The sequence below is a fragment of the Lysinibacillus sp. NPDC056959 genome (assembly GCF_042674095.1).
Lineage (GTDB): Bacteria > Bacillota > Bacilli > Bacillales_A > Planococcaceae > Lysinibacillus > Lysinibacillus zambalensis.
Map to the genome: position 1 here is coordinate 16,471 of NZ_JBHURE010000010.1, position 19,035 is coordinate 35,505.

Below are 19,035 nucleotides of genomic sequence, written 5' to 3' on the forward strand. Positions count from 1 at the left end.
TTTCATGGCTTGATATCTCGCAGAAATATTGCGAATTTTTTTGTATTCAGTAATATTCTATTCTGACGCTAGCTTTTCCTCTATTTGCTCCGCTGGTCTTGTCGATAGCTTTCGCATAATCATGAACAATACAACTGAGCCAATTAATACAAATGTACTTAAATAGAATTGTGAACGTAAAGATTCGATGAGGGCTTGGCATAAATAAACGACTGTTAAAATACCAATTGTGACATACGACAAATATGGAAATAACCACATTCTAATCGATAATGGCTCATCTGAAACTTTGTCATAATAACGCCGGAAACGAATTTGTGAAATAGCAATGAAAATATAAACTGCAATCATTAATCCTCCAACGCAATTACCTAAAAAGTAGAATATGACTTCAGGTGAAATGAAGTATAACATCGCACAAATATACGCTACTACCGTACTACCAATTACTGCTGGTACGGGTACACCTCGGCGATTTTTAATCTGTGAGAATATTTTTGGTGCATCTCCTTGTCGGGACATTTCAAGTAACATACGTGAACTTGTATAAAGAGCAGAATTTAACACAGAGATTAGTGAAATAAAAATGACTATTTGAATAAGTTGAGCAGCAATCGGAAGCCCTGCCATCGTTAAAATATTTGCATAAGGTGCTGCCAAAATTTTCGAATCATTCCAAGGGATAATTAAAACCATAATAGCTACTGAACCTACAAAAAATAACCCTAATCGAAAAACAACGTTGCGAATGGCGCGGACAATATTTTTAGCTGGATTTTCAGACTCTGCTGCCGCGATGGCTGCAACCTCAGCACCACAAATGGAGAATATAACAAAGACAATTGCCGTTAAAATTGGTACAATGCCATTTGGTGCAAATCCACCGAATTCCGTTAAAATCCCTAATCCCTTTGGTTCATAATTTGGCCAAATTCCTAAAATCATAGCTATACCAACAACTAAAAATACAATAATTGCCGTAACTTTAACGAAGGACAGCCAATATTCGAATTCACCAAATGATTTTACTGAATAAATATTAACAATTGTCATCAATAATGTTATGCCTACGCTTCCGAGCCATGTTGGGATCATCGGGAACCAATTATGCAGCATTCCCCCTATGAGCGCTGCTTCTAATCCTACAATAAATACCCAGCTTGCCCAATAAAGCCAGCCAACTGTAAAACCTGCCCATGGACCGATATACTTCCCTGCATAAGAAGCAAATGAACCTAGTTCTGCTGAACCCCCAGATTTCTTTCCTAATACTATTTCTCCAGATGCCATTTCCCCAACCATTTGCATGATCAGAACTATGAGTAAGCATGCAATCGCATATGAAATCACCGCTGCCGGACCGGTACTTAAAATATTTTTTCCTGTCCCGACGAAGAGTCCTGTTCCAATAACCCCTCCAATGGAAATCATTGTAATATGCCGTGTTTTCAGTGATTTTTGCAAAGCCCCCATTAAACCACCCCTTTTGTGTTTTATGTAGACATTCACTAACCCCTTTCCTCTGCATCAATGTCTACCGTTTAATGAGCAATTCTGATGCCAAATCTATCTAATTATCAAAAACTTCAAAATATTTTTATTTACATCGATTATTGTTGCCGAAAATTGTCTTATCACAAAAATTCAGGGATAAGGATGTTTGGACACCCACTAGAATGAAGTTAAAACATATGCCATGTATATGTTGATTGGAGTGGAGGCTGGGCGACTCCTCGGGGATCAGCGTCACAGATGAGACCCTGCAGCGCAGCGAAGCGGCTCATCGGACGCCCCCAGGAAGCTCTGCTCTGTGCGAAAGCGTAGTGCTAACATAGCGACAGCAACAAAGCGCCCAGCCGGAACGGAAATCAACCTCACGCTATGCTGATGAGCTTTAAATTTACTTAGTTAGGAAAATCTACAAATCTTTTAATATGCGATTTTCAAGTTTTGATGCAAAAATACATCAATGACTATTCTTTTACATCATCTATCCTATCCATACATTCGATTAAAGGAACTCATAATATTCATCTCTTCCCTGTACTTCGCCACTGTTCGTCTGGATATTTGGATACCTTCAGCACTCAAAGTATTTGTAAGCTGTTGATCAGTTAACGGCTTTTGTTTATCCTCTGTCTCAATCAACTGTTTGAGCCGTTTTTTAATATACATAATAGAATCCATTTTTCCAGAAATATTCATTACTCCTTTTGTAAATAACGATTGTAAAGCATATACACCATGGGCGGTTTTAATATATTTTCCACGAACAGCTCGACTAATCGTTGAAACATGTAGACTTAAAATATCTGCAATATCTTTTAACCGCATAGGCTTTAATGCTTCAATGCCATTATGGAAAAAATCTTCTTGCAATTCCACTAGCAATCTAGCTAATTCGTACAATGTTTTATCACGCTGTTCGATTCCTTGTAATAATAAAAGAGCATCTTTCATTGTGTCGTTAAAATATGTTTTACAGTTCGGATCATTCTTTAGCATTTCAACATATTGTTTATCGATAGTGACGTTTGGTAAATATCCACGATTTAATTTAATCAGCCATTCCTCTCCTAATCTTTCTACTTCGACTTCTGGAATGACAAATGGGATCGCTTCGAATTTATCTCCTGTCGTCACTGGTTTTAAACTTTTTATATAGTCGACAGTTTTCTTCACGTTATTTAGAGACGTCTTATACTTTTTACTTAATTGTTTAATAGCCTGCGCTGCTACTAGCTCTAAATCCGCTTCGATAAATCGAGAGGCTAATTTCGGTGCAAGCGCATCACTGTCTACCTGAATAAGTAAATACTCCTTATAATTACGTGCCCCTACTCCTACAGGCTCGAAAGTTTGAAGTAAGTCCAATAGTGCCTCCACATGCAAAACATTTGTATTACATTTATTTGCGACAATTTCTACATCAACATCTAAAAATAGGCGTTCATCTAACGATTGAATTAAAAACGTTAAGATTTTTAAATCTACAGAAGATAGATTTTTATGCATAGGTACTTGTTCCAATAAATACTGCTCATAGCTTTCTTTTACAGCAAACTTCATCTCAATGGGGTTAAATGAGTGATATTGCGGTGCTTGCACAGAATAACTCTTATCGGAATAGCTTGCTAATTGCATAATTTCCTCATATTGCATTTTTACCGTCGCATCCGTGACAACTAACAATGGATTTTCAGTAGCCTTATCATAAATATACTGTTCTAACTCATTTGTTGAATATTGCAGTATTTCTAAATGCTGTACTAATTGCGGTGATAAAACTTGCATTATTTTTTGGGAAGTTTTGATAGCTAATTGCATGCCCACACCTCCATTACGGAATTTTCTACATAGTAACATGTTTATTCTGTATCTTTCCATTTTTCACTGATTTTTTATTTTCGATACTTAGTTCATCACTCCACTAACAAAAATTTTCTAATAATTCCAAAAAGTAATTGACTACAGTTATTACCAATAATAAAATACACATATACAATAAGAGTTACCACATTACGGTAAAATATAAGGAGTGATCAAATGTTTCAATTACCAACTGTGCAATTTACACAAGAGCAGGAGCAATTTCGCTTAGATGTTCGAACGTTTCTAAAGGATGAATTAGCAAAAGGAACTTTCACGCCTAAATGTGACTCTTGGCTAAGTGGAGATGACCCTGAATTCTCTAAATTAATTGGTCAAAAAGGTTGGATTGGCTTAACTTGGCCTAAAAAATATGGCGGTCAAGAGAGGAGTACCATTGATCGATACATTTTAACGGAGGAATTTTTAGCCGTTGGAGCTCCAGTTGCAGCACATTGGTTTGCTGATCGCCAAACAGGACCACTTCTTTTACGGTATGGAACGGAAGAACAGCGTGAATATTTCTTACCGAAAATTGTGAAAGGTGAATGCTATTTCGGCATAGGTTTAAGTGAACCAAATAGTGGCTCTGACTTAGCTTCGGTTAGCACACGCGCTGAAAAAGTAGAGGGAGGATGGATTGTCAACGGACAAAAAATATGGACGAGTAACGCACATCTTTGCCACTATATGGTGACTTTAGTACGTACAAGTCCTTTTGATGGGAAAAGTAAACATGCAGGGCTCAGTCAGTTGATTGTCGATTTACATGCAAAAGGTATAACTGTTGTTCCGATCAAATTTTTAACTGGTGAGCATCATTACAACGAAGTGTTCTTTGATAATGTTTTTGTACCTGACAATATGGTTGTTGGAGAAATCGGTAATGGTTGGGCTCAAGGATTAGCAGAGCTTGCCTTTGAGCGTAGTGGTCCAGAGCGAATAATGAGTACATTCCCATTAATCGATGAGCTTATTCAAGAGTTAAAGCGCCAAAACAATTTAGAAGGGTTACAGCAAGCGTCAAAAATAGTAGCTCGTCTTTGGGGTCTACGTAATTTGTCAATTGGAGTAGCTCAGCTTTTAGAATCTGGTAATGGTGAAGACGTATCTATTCCTGCAGCACTTGTGAAGGCACTCGGTACGAAATTTGAGCAAAGTATTCCTGAAATCACACGCTTAATCGTACAGACTTATCCAACACTTGATGCGCATCGTAAAATCGATCGCTTTATGGCTGAATCCATTTTGCATGCACCGGGTTTCACTATTCGAGGAGGTACTTCAGAAGTACTGTATGGCGTTGTAGCGAAAGGGGTTGTAGCTCAATGAGTGAAATGAAAGATATGATCGTTGATGTTGTAGAGCGCATGTTAAAAGAAAAAGTCGATAAAGAGTTAGTCGATACAGTGGAACAAGGTCATTGGGCACCAGAACTATGGGATCTGTTTAAAGAAAGCGGTATGACAGCTGTAGCCATTTCAGAAGAAAATGGCGGTGCAGGTGGCGACATAGAGGATTTATTGAATATTGTTCGTTTAACTGGAAAATACGCTGCACCGATTCCATTTGCAGAAACAACATTTGCAAATTATTTATTAGAGTTTACTAGTTTACAAATAATTGAGGATTTGGCGACGTATATGCTCTGCCCTAACCAAGCCTTTGCGTTAGAGAATGGCAAATTAACTGGAGAAGCGATTCAAATTCCTTGGGCACGTCATACAAAACACCTAGTGACACTTGCCTATAGCACGGAGGGTACTCATCTTGTAGAAATAGATTTAAGCCACGCTGAAATGAAGCTAGGTACTAATTTAGCAGGCGAGCCACGTGATACCGTTATATTCCATGATGCTACAGTTTCACAAGTATCTGCTACCTTATCTCTAGACGATATACATGCTTTAACAACACTCAATTCTGCCTTTCAATTAGCACTGATGACTGGTGCCGTCGATAAAATAAATGATTTAACTATTCAATATACGAAAGAACGTGAGCAATTCGGGCGACCGATTCATCGCTTCCAGCTCGTCCAGCAGCATATTGTACATTTAGCAGGTGAAACAGCCGTCGCTCTTGCAGCATTTAATAATGTATCCGAAGCCCTTCAGATGAACAATCAAAATAGTGAAGTTGCATATGCCTGCATTCGCTTCGAGGAAATTATTCAAGCAGTGACAACAATTGCGCATCAAGTGCACGCTGCAATTGGTACAACACACGAGCATAGTTTGCATCAATTTACCCGTAGACTTTGGTCGTGGCGCGATGAAGGTGCCAGCACCTCTTATTGGACTAATTTGGTCGCAACTCAACTATTAGAAAATAGCGGAGATAGTCTATGGGAATATTTAACTTCATCTAACTTCTTTCAGCAAATCACTTTTGTACCGAAAGTGTAGCGGCAGGTACAGAAGTCCCCCACCTCTATAGATGATGAGATGAATGAGGGTTTAAGTTACTTTTCAGCGGGTGTCCAAACACCTGCTGAAATAGAGGAACTCAGTCTAAGAACGCCACGTCCTGTGGCAACGACTGAGTGACCAACATCGTGTTGGCCTAATGCCTCCGGCGGATGTCACGGAATCGGAAAGGAGTCCTTTGTGCAAGCACAAAGCCGATTCCGGACGCAATTATGCCGAGGCATAATTGATCAGAAGCTTGCCACTTCTCAAAGTGGAAGAATAATTAATTAATTTGTGACAAACCACTAATGAAATGATAAGGAGTGTTATCAATGACTGATTTACTTTTTGAAGTGCAAGACCATGTTGCCACAATTACATTAAATAGACCTAAAGCGTACAATGCTTTTAGTGAAGAGATGATCGCTAAATGGATTGAAGCCCTTGAAACTGTTCGTGATTCAGAGGATATTCGTGTTGTCATCGTAAAAGGTAATGGTAAATCATTTTGCGCTGGCGGGGATATTAAGGCGATGCAAGCTGGTGAAGGATTTTTCCAAAGCGAGGACGATATCTCTTCTACAGGTTTAGCACGAAAAAATTCTCTTTGGAAAAAGATTCAGCGTATTCCCCTTCTCCTTGAAGAAATTGATAAGCCCGTTATTGCACAGGTGCATGGGTTTGCAATGGGCGCAGGACTTGATATGGCCTTAATGTGCGATATACGGATTGCTGCAAAATCTACGAAGATTTCAGAAAGCTATATTAATGTTGCGATCGTGCCGGGCGACGGTGGCGCTTATTATTTACCAAAATTAATCGGTATCGATCAAGCATTGGACATGTTCTGGACAGCTCGTGTATTAACTGCTGATGAAGCAAAAGACAAAGGTGTTGTGACATTTGTTGTAGAAGACCATGAGCTTGAAGAATACACATTGAATTATGCAAAGGAATTAGCAAGTCGTCCGACTACGACATTGCAATTCATAAAGCGTGCTGTTTATCAAAGTCAACGAATGGATTTACGTACTGCCCTTGATTATATTTCGTCACAAATGGCTATTGTAACAGAGCTAGATGATTTTAAAGAGGGTGTAAACGCAGTAGTTGAAAAACGAAAACCTGTTTATAAATGACATGTTTAGGAGGACGAACAATGCAACCTCTTGAAAATATTCGAGTATTAGATTTATCTCGCGTTTATGCTGCTCCTGCTGGCTCCATGATGTTAGCCGATTTAGGAGCAGAAGTAATTCGCATAGAACATCCAGATGGGTCTGATAGTATGCGTGATTGGGGGCCATTTGTGAATGGTCAAAGTACGTATTATTTATGTGCCAATCGCAATAAAAAATCGATCACATTAGATTTAAAGACAATAGATGGCAGAGAAAAATTGAAAGAACTTGTCCAAGATGCTGATGTTGTCCTCGAAAATTTTAAAACGGGAGACATGGAGCGTACGGGGCTCAGCTATGAGGAATTAAGTAAAGTGAATCCTAGAATCATATATTGTGCAGTTACAGGATTCGGTCAAACTGGTCCTCTTGCGCACGAACCAGGATTCGATCCAGTTATTCAAGCCATGAGTGGTTTAATGCATGTCACTGGCTCAACTGAAGGAGAAGCGACAAAAGTTGGTGTCCCTATTGCAGATATTTTAACCTCAAATTATGTCGTCATTAGTATTTTAGCCGCTTTGCGAATGCGCGACCAAACAAATACAGGGCAATTTATTGACTTAGCTTTATTAGACGTTCAGATGAGTAGCTTAGCAAATATAGCAAGTGCTTATTTAAATACAGGCTTTATCTCAGAACGTCTAGGTAATCGTCATAATAATGTTGCGCCATATCAAGTATTTAACTGTGAGGATGGCCCCTTAATGATTTGTGTTGGTACAGATGGACAATTTAAAAAGTTTTGCACGATGTTGAAACGTGAGGAATGGGCCAATGATCCTCGCTTTATAACAAATACGATGCGCAAGCAACATGAAGCGGAGCTAGTTCGGATGATTACTGACATTACAATGACAAAAACACGGGATGAATGGATTACCTTATTGCAACAATACAAAATTCCAGGTGGACGTGTGAACACGATTGCTGAAGCGCTAGAACAACCACAATTTATGGCTCGCGACATGATTGGTGAGATAGAACATGAACAATATGGTACAGTCAGATTCATCAAAAGCCCGTTAAAGTTCTCTGATTTAGATATTCAATATAAATTAGCACCGCCGATACTTGGAGAACATACAAATGAATTCCAAAAGTCCTCTCTACCAAAATAAAATTACGCTATAATAGAGGTAAAATTATTTAAGAAGATAAATCCTCCGGCAGATGTCGAAAAAAATTTTATTACGTAGGTGACGGGATGAATCAGGAGATATTCGAAAAAAACTATACAATGTCATCGCTGCACAAAGCTATTAAAGTGTTAAAAGCTTTCTCAAAAGATGAACCTAGCCTTTCCCTAACTGAGTTAAGTAAAAAAACAGGGATTAGCATATCCAGTTTACAGCGCTTCGTTTCTACCTTTGTGTACGAAGGATTTCTACACAAAGATGAACGTACTAAACGCTATCAACTAGGTCATTCACTGCTGTATCTAGGCAATTTAGTAAAAGAAGAATCAAGTCTTATTATTGTCGCAGAGCCTATTTTAAAAAGGTTAAACGAAGAAATCGGCGAAAGTGTTTCCATGAATATTATTGATGGATTGGAGAGACGATGTATTTTAAACTACGATTCAACATATCCACTTTCAACGAAAATGTTTGTAGGTGACACCTCTCCCCTTTATGCAGGTGCATCATCTAAAATATTGCTCGCATTTATGCCAAATGTTGAAGAATATGTAGAGAATATAAGTCTTGAACGTATCACTGATAAGACAATACTTTCAAAAGAACAGCTGTTAACGGAATTAAAGGATATCCAAATTCAACGGTTCGCGAAAAGTAATAGCGAACGTGTGCGTGGTGCATGTTCTGTATCTGCACCGATTTTAAATGCATCTCAACAAATCATCGCTTCAGTGACGCTGGTTATACCAGAAGTACGCTACAGTGACTACGATGAAAGTTTATTAATTAAATCCATTCAAAAAATCGCAGTAGATATTGAAAGGCAACTACATTAAACCTAAATGATTCTAGTAAATCTAGTCTGTAGTGTAGCTTGATGTACATCGCTTCATGGAACTGTATGCCTAATTCTATGATTTTGGGAGAAAGTAAGTAAGATTTATTCCTTTTAACTAGTGAAAAAACAACCAAGAGAATTGTAAATTCTCTTGGTTGTTTTCGTGTTAAAAGAAAGTAAAGTAACTTCTCTACTTCTACAAAACCTACATATGACACCGAAAATCAGAACTTGAGTACATATTAAGCATATTTATGTGCTACTCGAGCGTCAAGCCGCTCCGTTAACACTCCGCTTTCGTACAGATGACACTCGTTCCGTGCAGGGTCTCGCATGTCTCGCTTTTCCCACGGAAAACTTTGCTCTGCGACGAAAACGAAGCGATAAGCGCACTCGAGTTACCCTACGTTACAATCAGTTAAAAAGGCCATAAATTAGTACAAAAAAATTCTTGTATCAATCAATATTAAACATATATTTTCCTTATCAACACACCTGAAGTTTACTGTAGAAAAAATAAGGGTAATACAACAAAAAACTGTGGCAATAACGTAAAAATTCATGGTCATATTGTAGTTTATCTGTGGTCTGTTTGTAGTTTATCTGTGGTCGATAGAACTTATTTTTATGATAATCTATAGATAAGCCTTCTGCAGAGGTATCCACAAAAGGAGGGAAAAATAATGCTCAAGATTTTTTCGAAAGTAATTATAGCTTTTGCCGTTTTGGTAACAATATTACTAGCATCACTTGATACTCCTTATGCAAGGGAGACCACTTCTGATGAGCAAATACCAGAAGAGCAGCTTCCGAAAGTAGATTATTATAATGATATTAATGACTATGATGAATTTATTTTTGAATCAAAAACTAAAGGTACTGAAGTCCCGTTTAGAAAATGGGATTGGGATAATGGTTCCTACCCAGTAAATGGTTCTTCAAATAGCGGAGCTACATTATATACAAACTTTTATTTTATAGATGTTGTTGGTAAAACATTCGATTTTACAGCCGGTTCTTCCAATAAAATTACTGTAGACTTGGTTCATAAAGGTTTTATTACACAGACTGTTGTACAATCTTGGACAATTACTGCTAAAGCTACTAAATCTGTGACAATTAAAAAAAGTGACCTAGGAGATAAATCCTTTAATGGTAACTATTACTTCAGATTCAACTCTAGTCCTGCTGGAAAATCATATTCAGTAAGTGGAACATTTGAATAAAACTAAAGCTAAAGTTTGTTTTTTCTTCGCGGTCATAACATAAGTTTAAAATGGCTATTGCAATATACGCAATAGCCATTTATTGTACTTATTAATGATTGGAGGTTATTAAATGATTCTAAGAAACATTTTTAACGATGGTATCAATAGCTTTCAACTAAAATGTGTCGGATTATTATTTATGACATTAGATCATTTTGCACAATATATTATCAAGAACACTATAGGCGGGGATGATCTGCTTAGTGCATTAGGACGATTTGTAGCTCCTTTATTTATGTTCATATTGACAATTAGTTTACAGCATACACGAAAAAAACTGACATTTGCATTTCGGCTATATATCGCTCATATTATTACTTGCTTTTTAACATTGTTCTTATCTGAATATGGAAAAGAATTGTTTGGCATGCATGATCAGTTTAGTATTTTTTCAACATTTTTTTATACCGTATGGTTTATTTATATTAGTGAAAATACTATACAATTTTTAAGGTCAAAAGAAAATAAGAAAGTATTTTTACAAGTAGCTTTAGGAACAGCAACTATTTTCATTCCTATTATTTTACAACTCTTCCCTTGGTTTAATGAAGAGGTATTGAATATTATTATTCCAAATATATTAACGGTTCCTTACTCTCCATTTTTTGTAATGATGGGCGTTAGTTGGTATTATGCAAAAAGCAATTTATTAAAAGCAATGATACTAGTGTTATTCTCCTGCATTTCTTTTATTGGTAAAATAATAATCAGCGGAGCTAATGTTTGGGTATTTTTCGACTTTTTTAGCCCATCACAATTTTGGATGGTTCTTTTTTTACCATTTATATTTTTGTATAATGGGGAACGAGGAAGGCCTTTAAAATACTTCTTTTACATCTATTATCCGTTACATATCTTTATACTGATGTTTATAGGTCAACAATTAATGTGATTTTCAAAATTATTCACACGAAAAAAAGGATTGGTACAACGAGAATTACGTTGTACCAATCCTTTGCTATTGTTCTCGTACCAGGCATCCAAAATCTTCCCAATGATTTAAGCGTGGCAGTTCAACATGTTGATTATAGGATTGATTTTTTAAAATTACTTTCGTCTTCACATCTTGCAGTGTTTCTAATACAGCTGGTTTATCATCCACATAAACATCTAAAGCTAGCTCTTTGATGATCGCCACTTTTTCTGTATCCTGCATTCCGCAGAAAAAATGACCTTCTGTGATTGGAAAACCTTGCGCTTCCATCCAAGCTCTTGTTTGCTCACAATACTGTTTTGGACGTGAAGTAATATAATAAATGTCATGTCCTTGCTGTGCCAAAGCTTGAAGCGTCTCGAGTGCTCCCCCAAAAGAAGGACAATCCGTAAAATAAATTTCCTCTAATGAATTATTCCACATTGCCGATCCTTCAGCATCTGTTAATCCAAAAGGTTCGTGAATTTCAACTCTTTTCAAAGCTTGAAATGTTTCTAGTGCAACATTTTTACTAAGTTTTTTATTATAGAGCCTAAAGGCATGTGCTCGTAAATCGATGAGTGTGTCATCTATATCAAAGCCAAATTTCATCTTGTTTTTCTTCCCTTCACGAAGCCTTGTTAATGAAGTTAGTCGCAAATGTTTGCTCTTTTTCAATTTGCGTCGCTAATACTTCCTCAATAGCTTGCTCGCGCATTTGTTGAAACTCTTGTACGTTAAAATGAACAAGCGTATCTTTATTTAATAGTGATGCAAGACAATCTGCATCCTTGAGTGCACTATTGAGACCAAATGCCCCAGTTGGTGTCATCGTGTGAACAGCATCCCCTAATAGCACAAGCCCTTTTGTCCCCCAGCAGTTACAATGACTACTGAATACGTCAAGCAATACAAAATCTTGCCAAGATCGAATATGTTCGTTAACAGTATCGGATAGTTCCGGAAATTGCTCTGAAAGCTGTTGGATAAATGGTGTAAATGCATTTTTTCTAAGCTGCGGAAAACTTCCTTGTTCAATATTCCAGCCGATTTGAATAAACCCACCTACCTGCGTAAACAATGATAGCTGTTTATCACCGATTAAAGCCATTTTTATCGACGGCTCCCATCCGTGAGGTGCAGGAATTTTTGCCCATAATAAATCAAAACCATGCTTATGCTTTTGACTTTCAATGTGCGCTTGCTTACGAATTGTAGAGTAACGACCGTCAGCACCGATAATTAACTGACTATTTATTTCTATTGTTTCCCCATTTTTTGTTGCAATGACACCTATATATCTGCCAAAAGAATCAACTATGAGCTGCGTCACCTTCGTATCTAGGAAACATGAAAAGTGCGGAAAATGCTGTGTTTCTTGTAAAATTCCCTTTAATAAATTTGCTTGCGGCACATGAATTCCTAAATGTCCTACAGCTTCATCAGGAAAAATAGTTTTAAATGCTCTACCTTCTGTGTAATATTCAAGCTTTCTCATACGTAATAAACCGAGTGCCTCGACCGCTTCAAAAAGTTGATGACTTTTTAAAACTGCCTCACCCTCTTCATTTAAATGCTCACCGCGAAATGCCTGCCCCAGTGCTGCGTTTTTTTCCAGTAGGATTACAGAAAGACCTTTTTTCGCTAGTAAGTGCGAAAGAAGTACTCCGCCTGGCCCAGCCCCTACAATACAAACATCTGCTTGATAATTCACTTTTCCTCACCTATCTTTGGATAAGCAATGATACGTAAATCTTGCCCAACCTGCTCAAACGAAGCAAATTCTACATCCCACGCTTCATCCATAGAAGTTGGATTGTGACCAGCAATCGGTGTTAAAGATAAACGACCACCGAGAACCTTTGGCGCTATGTAAATTACATATTTGTTAATAGCACCTTGCTGTAAAAATGAAGCGTTTATCGTACTTCCACCCTCTACTAAAATATCCGTAATGCCATATTGATATAGTTTTTCAAGCATATCATCAACAACAAGCCCCTCAGATTCATGGCGAACTGGCAATACAGTCACGCCTTTTTCCTCAAATGCTGTTATTTTTTCTGGATTAACATTTTCACTACATACAATAATTGTTTTCGCTTCTTCTACATTTAGGACATTGGCATGGGCCGGTGTACGAAGTGAGCTATCCATAATAATACGTACTGGATTTTTTCCGTAATCTTCTTTTAATCTTGTCGTTAAGGATGGATTGTCAGCTAAAACAGTTCCAACCCCAACTAAAATGCCATCCACTTCATGACGAATACGATGAACATCCTCACGCGCCGCCTCACCAGTTACCCACTTGGAATGTCCTGTATGAGCTGCTATTTTCCCGTCTAAAGTCATCGCATATTTCGAAATAATAAATGGTCGTTTTGTTAGCATATTATGAATAAAACGTTCATTTATACAGCGAGCTTGTGCTTCTAAAACACCGACCTCTACCTCAATGCCCGCATCTCGTAACAGTTGAATACCACGTCCAGCAACAGCCGGATTTGGATCTTGCATCGCTACAACAACACGACTAACTGCAGATTCCTTCACTAAATTTGCACAAGGAGGTGTTTTTCCATAATGCGAACATGGCTCAAGAGTTACATAAAGTGTAGCACCTTTAGCATGTTCTCCAGCCATACGGAATGCATGCACCTCTGCATGTGGTTCACCTGCTTTTCTGTGTAAACCTGTTCCAACAATTACACCATCCTTGACGATTACAGCGCCTACTAATGGATTGGGATTCGTATTTCCTTTTGCACTAGCAGCTAAATCAAGTGCTAGCTGCATATATTTTTCATCTGTTGTCATCGTCATTCCTCCATTCACTTCTTTTCGCGCAAATGTCCAGATTTCTCTACTTTCGTGTCTAAATAAAAACGATTTGTTTCCGTTAATCCTCCCCATAATGGGACATGTCCTTCTGCTGCTAAACCATGCGCCTGTAACGCGGCAAGCTTCTTCGGATTATTGGTAATCAGTGTAACTGGCTTTGAGCGGAGTGCAGCTAACACAGTAATGGCTTCTTCATAAGAACGAGTATCGTCCGGGAAGCCAAGAGCATGGTTTGCTTCAACCGTATCTAACCCCTCTTCTTGTAATAAATAAGCAAGCGATTTCGAGAATAGCCCGATACCACGACCTTCATGATCTGCTAAATAGAAAATAGCACCGCAGCCATGTTCCACGATCATTTTCATCGATTCGTGTAATTGATAGCCACAATCACAGCGCTGGCTTCCAAAAATATCACCTGTATGACAAATGCTATGCATACGAATTAAAGCATTCTCTGCATGTGCAAAATCTCCATAAACAAGCACTGATGACTGCTGTAAAAAAGCTAAATTTGCAGATGCTAATCCATCAATGATTTCTTCTTTCGATTGATTCTCTCCTACTTTTAACCAGTTATACCACTGAAATGTCGCAGAAAATCCACCTTGTTTTACCGGTAATTTTACTGGACCAACTAGGCAAATACTTTCAGATTCAGATTGTTTCACAATCGTCATTTTGTCTTTCACTATGTCCAAAACTTTAGTAGTAATTGTCATATTTTCTCCAACCTTCTATTGTTAAACAGCTAGTTCATTTACTAACTGAGCACTTGTATTTTCACTACACTTACATTACGTAACTTAGTTTACAATAATAACTAACAACTGTCAAACTACAGCTCCTATTCTATTTAAAAAAATTAAGTAGAAACAAAAACTGCTACATTACGTTGTAATCATATACTAATAGCTTATGGAGGTGCTATTTTTTCTGTGCAGGCTAGTCTATAATAAGCTGTGGTAACTGTAATGACGAAAGGAAGTTAAGAATGCAATTTGAAAAAAATGTTCAGGTGAAGCAGCCAAAATACCAACAAATAGCTGTCGACCTAGCCTCAAAAATCGTGGAAAGAAAATATAGAATTGGCGATAAGATTTATGCAAGATCGTCTCTAGCTAGCCAATATAATGTCTCTTCGGAAACTGCTAGAAGAGCGATTGCCGTTTTGCAAGACTTGGAAATTGTGGAGGCGACTAAAGGTAGTGGGGTTATTATCATCTCCTATGAAAAGGCTGCATCTTTTGTCCGACAATTCCAGGATGTTCAATCTGTCCATGAACTACAACATGAGCTTATGACTAGCATTCAGAAGCAACACCAAGAATTAATAAATCTACAGGATAAGACTAAACAACTTATTAGTCGAACTGAACATTTCCGATCCGTCAATCCATTTATCCCATATCAATTAGAGATGACAGCTGAAAGCCCTTGTATCCACCAAACAGTTCAGGAACTGAATTTTTGGCAAAATACATCTAGCACGATTGTCGGGATTCGTCGTAAAAATGAATTATTACTATCACCTGGTCCATATGTGTCATTGGAAGAAGGAGATATCGTTTACTTTATAGGTAATGATGAAAGTTTCGCTCGAGTTCAGAGCTTTTTATACCCAAATTAAAATCCGCTTAAACGCTGATATAACAGCGTTTAAGCGGATTTTTTCTATTTTGTCGATTTGACAAAAGTAACAACTCTTTGTTAGGGTTAGGTTGTTACTTGTTTATATTTGGGTATCATTATCCTCAAATAGTATTTATCTTCATTCAGTGGGTGTCCAAACGCCTACTGTACTAGAAGAACTAAGCCTTAAGAATGTCACGTACCGTGGCAAATTAACTGTGCGTAAGTGAAGCAAGCCATTTACGCCAAGGCGAAATTGATCTACGAAAGGAATGGTTCTATTGGAAAAAATAAAAGTGGAGCATGTTTCTAAAGTTTTCGGGAAACATATTCCCCAAGCATTAGAACTCGTCAAGCAACAAAAAAGCAAGACTGATATCTTAAAAGAAACAGGGGCAACTGTTGGTGTATACGATGCAAGTTTCACAGTAAATGAAGGTGAAATCTTCGTTATTATGGGACTATCAGGGAGTGGAAAGTCAACGCTTATCCGACTTTTAAATCGACTTATCGAGCCTACAAGCGGAAATATTTTTATCGATGGAGATAATATTTCTAAAATGGGTAAAGAGAGTTTACGAAATGTAAGAAGAAATAAAATGAGTATGGTCTTTCAAAACTTCGGTTTATTCCCCCATCGTACACTTCTTCAAAACACTGAATATGGCCTTGAAATTAGAGGCGTCTCAAAAGAAGAACGACAAGCGAAAGCAGAGCAGGCTCTCGAAAATGCAGGCTTACTTGCTTATAAGGACCAATATCCGAATCAATTATCGGGTGGTATGCAACAGCGTGTTGGATTAGCACGTGCACTAGCAAACGACCCTGAAATATTACTAATGGATGAGGCCTTTTCTGCACTCGATCCATTAATTCGTAAAGAAATGCAAGATGAGTTACTCGATTTACAAAGCACAGTGAAAAAAACAATTATATTTATCACGCACGATTTAAATGAAGCATTACGTATTGGTGATCGTATCGCTATTATGAAAGATGGCTCAATCATTCAAATTGGTACTGGAGAAGAAATTTTAACAAATCCCGCAAATGATTATGTTAAAACCTTCGTAGAAGACGTCGATCGCTCTAAAGTATTAACAGCTGAAAATGCCATGGTTCGACCTGTATATGTCAATGTAGATGTAGATGGACCGACCGTTGCACTAAAACGAATGCGCGAAGAAACGGTTAGTTTACTAATGGCTGTTGACAAAAATCGACATTTAAAAGGCTTTATTACTGCTGACGACGCACGGGCTGCAGCTAAAAGACAAGAACAAACAGTACATTCAATTGTTCAATCCGAAATATTGAATGTTCCACCAGATATGCTTTTACAGGATATTTTAGGCATGATTCATAATTCACCTACTCCTATTGCAGTTGTAAAAGATGAGCGCTTACTTGGTGTTCTCATCCGGGGCGTTGTCATCGAAGCACTTTCGACTAGCGATGAGGAGGTAGATGCAGATGAATAATTTTTTAGACAATATCCCAGCTATACCCGTAGGAACGTGGGTAGAATCAGTTATGGACTGGTTGACGAGTAATTTTTCACTGTTTTTTAACTTGATTCAAAAAAATGGAAAACTACTCATGAATCAGGTCACTGATTTATTAGTGAGCATTCCCCCGATTATTCTTATTTTACTTGTTGTCATTTTTGCCTTTTTCGTTACCGGCAAAAAATTCGGGCTCGCAACGTTTTCATTAATTGGTTTGTTATTTATCTATAATCAAGGTTTATGGACACAACTTATGGAAACGACTACGCTCGTGCTCTTCTCAAGTATCATCTCAATCATTTTAGGTATTCCACTTGGTATTTTAATGTCCAAGTCAACAGTAGCTGAAAATGTGATTAAGCCGATACTCGATTTCATGCAAACAATGCCTGGCTTCGTGTACTTGATTCCTGCCGTTGCCTTCTTTGGTATCGGGATAGTACCTGGCGTATTTGCATCCGTTATTTTTGCCTTACCACCTACTGTACGTATGACGAACCTAGGAATTCGCCAAGTACCAAAAGAATTGGTAGAAGCTGCAGATTCATATGGTAGTACCTCAAGACAAAAACTATTTAAAGTTGAAATACCTCTTGCCAAATCAACTATAATGGCAGGGATTAACCAAACTGTTATGCTATCTCTTTCAATGGTTGTAACGGCTTCAATGATTGGTGCACCTGGTCTAGGACGCGAAGTATTAACAGCACTACAACGTACACAGGTCGGAAATGGCTTCGTTGCAGGTCTAGGTCTTGTTATTTTTGCCATTGTTATAGACCGCTTAACGCAAAGCTTTAATAAGAAGAAAACCGTATAGAAAAACAAGGAATTTATTAGTAAAGTCTTAGTTTTTTCATTTTCATAGCTAAGATTTACGTTATTAATATATGAAAGGAAGATTCGATGAAACTGAAAACTTTAACTAAATTAGGAATGGCTTTAGGGCTTGGCTTTTTGCTAGCTGCATGTAGTGGTGATGATTCAAGTAAGAGCGATGGTAACTCAAAGGACGTCAATCTAGCCTACGTTGAATGGGATACAGAAATTGCTTCCACTAATGTAGTTGGGCAGGTACTAGAGGATTTAGGTTACAATGTAACATTAACACCACTCGATAATGCAATTATGTGGGAGGCTGTTTCAAAAGGTGACGCAGATGGTATGGTTGCTGCTTGGTTACCAAATACTCATGGAGAACAGTACAAAAAATATAAGAATGATCTTGATGAGCTAGGCGAAAACCTTGCTGGTGCAAAAATAGGTCTAGTAGTGCCAAGCTATATGGACGTTAATTCGATTGAAGATTTAAAAAATCAAGCAGATCACACAATTACGGGTATCGAGCCTGGTGCAGGAATTACTGCTGCTACAGAAAAAGCTTTAGATGAATATGATAACTTAGCAGATTGGAATCTAATAACATCTTCATCTGGTGCTATGACAACTTCTCTTGCTAAAGCAATTAAAAATAAAGAAGACATCATCGTGACTGGCTGGTCACCTCACTGGAAATTCGCTAAATATGATCTTAAATATTTAGAAGATCCAAAAGGAATTTTTGGTGGAGAAGAAACAATTAACACATTCGTTCGTAAAGGGTTAAAAGAAGATAAACCAGATGTATATTCTGTACTAGATAACTTCCATTGGACTTCAGAAGACTTAGAGAGCGTTATGCTTGAAGTTATGGATGGCAAAGACCCGAAACAAGCTGCTAAAGATTGGGTTGAAGCTAATCCAGACAAAGTTGCTGAATGGACGAAGGATGTAAAAAAATAATTTCTCAAAATGGACGGACAACTGACGAAAGGTTGTCTGTCTTTTTTTAAAAGTTTATCTCATCTTATTTGAAGAACATTAAGGCTACTCTATAGAAATCTTTCCTCGTAATGAACAGAATACGAATAATTAACACCTAAAAAATAAATT

At 37.6% G+C, this 19,035-nt stretch carries 17 protein-coding genes; 11 read left to right on the forward strand and 6 right to left on the reverse strand.

Annotated elements, in window-relative coordinates:
• Positions 1-57: 57 nt before the first annotated feature.
• Complete coding sequence (locus ACFTQ7_RS13280) at positions 58-1,473, reverse strand: amino acid permease (protein WP_386829276.1); 1,416 nt, start codon at positions 1,471-1,473, stop codon at positions 58-60.
• 522 nt (positions 1,474-1,995) lie between these two features.
• Positions 1,996-3,327, reverse strand: a complete 1,332-nt coding sequence (gene rpoN, locus ACFTQ7_RS13285) for an RNA polymerase factor sigma-54 (RefSeq protein WP_386829278.1) — start codon at positions 3,325-3,327, stop codon at positions 1,996-1,998.
• 219 nt (positions 3,328-3,546) lie between these two features.
• Between rpoN and ACFTQ7_RS13290 the strand changes: the two genes are divergently transcribed.
• The 7 genes from ACFTQ7_RS13290 to ACFTQ7_RS13320 all read left to right on the forward strand — a co-directional run bounded on the left by ACFTQ7_RS13290 (position 3,547) and on the right by ACFTQ7_RS13320 (position 11,098).
• Complete coding sequence (locus tag ACFTQ7_RS13290; RefSeq protein WP_386829280.1) at positions 3,547-4,701, forward strand: acyl-CoA dehydrogenase family protein; 1,155 nt, start codon at positions 3,547-3,549, stop codon at positions 4,699-4,701.
• Positions 4,698-5,777 carry an acyl-CoA dehydrogenase family protein gene (locus tag ACFTQ7_RS13295; protein WP_386829281.1) on the forward strand — a complete coding sequence of 360 codons (1,080 nt, stop codon included), beginning with the start codon at positions 4,698-4,700 and terminating at the stop codon, positions 5,775-5,777. The genes ACFTQ7_RS13290 and ACFTQ7_RS13295 overlap by 4 nt, the downstream gene beginning before the upstream one ends.
• A 335-nt stretch (positions 5,778-6,112) precedes the next feature.
• Positions 6,113-6,919, forward strand: coding sequence for an enoyl-CoA hydratase/isomerase family protein (locus tag ACFTQ7_RS13300; RefSeq protein WP_386829282.1), 807 nt, complete (start codon positions 6,113-6,115; stop codon positions 6,917-6,919).
• Between the two features lie 20 nt (positions 6,920-6,939).
• Complete coding sequence (locus ACFTQ7_RS13305; RefSeq protein ID WP_386829284.1) at positions 6,940-8,082, forward strand: CaiB/BaiF CoA transferase family protein; 1,143 nt, start codon at positions 6,940-6,942, stop codon at positions 8,080-8,082.
• An 86-nt stretch (positions 8,083-8,168) separates the two neighbouring features.
• Entirely contained in the window at positions 8,169-8,936 is a 768-nt protein-coding gene (locus ACFTQ7_RS13310; RefSeq protein WP_386829286.1) for an IclR family transcriptional regulator, read from the forward strand.
• Positions 8,937-9,621: 685 nt separating this feature from the next.
• Positions 9,622-10,164 (forward strand): hypothetical protein, encoded by a 543-nt coding sequence (locus ACFTQ7_RS13315; protein ID WP_386829288.1) that lies wholly within the window; start codon positions 9,622-9,624, stop codon positions 10,162-10,164.
• A 112-nt stretch (positions 10,165-10,276) separates the two neighbouring features.
• Entirely contained in the window at positions 10,277-11,098 is an 822-nt protein-coding gene (locus ACFTQ7_RS13320; RefSeq protein WP_386829289.1) for a TraX family protein, read from the forward strand.
• A gap of 66 nt (positions 11,099-11,164) precedes the next feature.
• On the opposite strand, the gene ACFTQ7_RS13325 is transcribed toward ACFTQ7_RS13320, so the two are convergent.
• The 4 genes from ACFTQ7_RS13325 to ACFTQ7_RS13340 are packed head-to-tail and all read right to left on the reverse strand — an operon-like array spanning position 11,165 to position 14,685.
• Positions 11,165-11,731 carry a 5' nucleotidase, NT5C type gene (locus ACFTQ7_RS13325; protein WP_386829291.1) on the reverse strand — a complete coding sequence of 189 codons (567 nt, stop codon included), beginning with the start codon at positions 11,729-11,731 and terminating at the stop codon, positions 11,165-11,167.
• Positions 11,732-11,747: 16 nt separating this feature from the next.
• Positions 11,748-12,833, reverse strand: coding sequence for an FAD-dependent monooxygenase (locus ACFTQ7_RS13330; RefSeq protein ID WP_386829293.1), 1,086 nt, complete (start codon positions 12,831-12,833; stop codon positions 11,748-11,750).
• The gene (gene ribD / locus ACFTQ7_RS13335; RefSeq protein WP_386829294.1) at positions 12,830-13,939 is read right to left on the reverse strand and encodes a bifunctional diaminohydroxyphosphoribosylaminopyrimidine deaminase/5-amino-6-(5-phosphoribosylamino)uracil reductase RibD; all 1,110 of its coding nucleotides are present in this window, start codon (positions 13,937-13,939) and stop codon (positions 12,830-12,832) included. Before ribD ends, ACFTQ7_RS13330 begins: the two co-directional genes overlap by 4 nt.
• 14 nt (positions 13,940-13,953) lie before the next feature.
• Entirely contained in the window at positions 13,954-14,685 is a 732-nt protein-coding gene (locus ACFTQ7_RS13340) for a GTP cyclohydrolase II (RefSeq protein WP_386829295.1), read from the reverse strand.
• 272 nt (positions 14,686-14,957) lie between these two features.
• Here ACFTQ7_RS13340 and ACFTQ7_RS13345 point away from each other — a divergent pair, with 272 nt between their 5' ends.
• The 4 genes from ACFTQ7_RS13345 (at position 14,958) to ACFTQ7_RS13360 (ending at position 18,885) form a co-directional block, all read left to right on the forward strand.
• Complete coding sequence (locus ACFTQ7_RS13345; protein ID WP_349659574.1) at positions 14,958-15,593, forward strand: GntR family transcriptional regulator; 636 nt, start codon at positions 14,958-14,960, stop codon at positions 15,591-15,593.
• Positions 15,594-15,876: 283 nt separating this feature from the next.
• Positions 15,877-17,076 (forward strand): quaternary amine ABC transporter ATP-binding protein, encoded by a 1,200-nt coding sequence (locus ACFTQ7_RS13350; protein WP_386829297.1) that lies wholly within the window; start codon positions 15,877-15,879, stop codon positions 17,074-17,076.
• Positions 17,069-17,923, forward strand: a complete 855-nt coding sequence (locus tag ACFTQ7_RS13355) for an ABC transporter permease (protein ID WP_349659576.1) — start codon at positions 17,069-17,071, stop codon at positions 17,921-17,923. The genes ACFTQ7_RS13350 and ACFTQ7_RS13355 overlap by 8 nt, the downstream gene beginning before the upstream one ends.
• Positions 17,924-18,009: 86 nt before the next feature.
• A complete protein-coding gene (locus ACFTQ7_RS13360) occupies positions 18,010-18,885 on the forward strand; it encodes a glycine betaine ABC transporter substrate-binding protein (protein WP_386829298.1) in 876 nt (291 codons plus the stop codon).
• The last annotated feature ends 150 nt before the right edge of the window (positions 18,886-19,035 follow it).

Coding starts and splice junctions, on each gene's coding strand:
- ACFTQ7_RS13280 (WP_386829276.1), bottom strand. CDS start 1,473: ATGGGGGCTTTGCAAAAATCACTGAAAACACGGCATATTACAATGATT.
- rpoN (WP_386829278.1), bottom strand. CDS start 3,327: ATGCAATTAGCTATCAAAACTTCCCAAAAAATAATGCAAGTTTTATCA.
- ACFTQ7_RS13290 (WP_386829280.1), top strand. CDS start 3,547: ATGTTTCAATTACCAACTGTGCAATTTACACAAGAGCAGGAGCAATTT.
- ACFTQ7_RS13295 (WP_386829281.1), top strand. CDS start 4,698: ATGAGTGAAATGAAAGATATGATCGTTGATGTTGTAGAGCGCATGTTA.
- ACFTQ7_RS13300 (WP_386829282.1), top strand. CDS start 6,113: ATGACTGATTTACTTTTTGAAGTGCAAGACCATGTTGCCACAATTACA.
- ACFTQ7_RS13305 (WP_386829284.1), top strand. CDS start 6,940: ATGCAACCTCTTGAAAATATTCGAGTATTAGATTTATCTCGCGTTTAT.
- ACFTQ7_RS13310 (WP_386829286.1), top strand. CDS start 8,169: ATGAATCAGGAGATATTCGAAAAAAACTATACAATGTCATCGCTGCAC.
- ACFTQ7_RS13315 (WP_386829288.1), top strand. CDS start 9,622: ATGCTCAAGATTTTTTCGAAAGTAATTATAGCTTTTGCCGTTTTGGTA.
- ACFTQ7_RS13320 (WP_386829289.1), top strand. CDS start 10,277: ATGATTCTAAGAAACATTTTTAACGATGGTATCAATAGCTTTCAACTA.
- ACFTQ7_RS13325 (WP_386829291.1), bottom strand. CDS start 11,731: ATGAAATTTGGCTTTGATATAGATGACACACTCATCGATTTACGAGCA.
- ribD (WP_386829294.1), bottom strand. CDS start 13,939: ATGACAACAGATGAAAAATATATGCAGCTAGCACTTGATTTAGCTGCT.
- ACFTQ7_RS13340 (WP_386829295.1), bottom strand. CDS start 14,685: ATGACAATTACTACTAAAGTTTTGGACATAGTGAAAGACAAAATGACG.
- ACFTQ7_RS13345 (WP_349659574.1), top strand. CDS start 14,958: ATGCAATTTGAAAAAAATGTTCAGGTGAAGCAGCCAAAATACCAACAA.
- ACFTQ7_RS13355 (WP_349659576.1), top strand. CDS start 17,069: ATGAATAATTTTTTAGACAATATCCCAGCTATACCCGTAGGAACGTGG.
- ACFTQ7_RS13360 (WP_386829298.1), top strand. CDS start 18,010: ATGAAACTGAAAACTTTAACTAAATTAGGAATGGCTTTAGGGCTTGGC.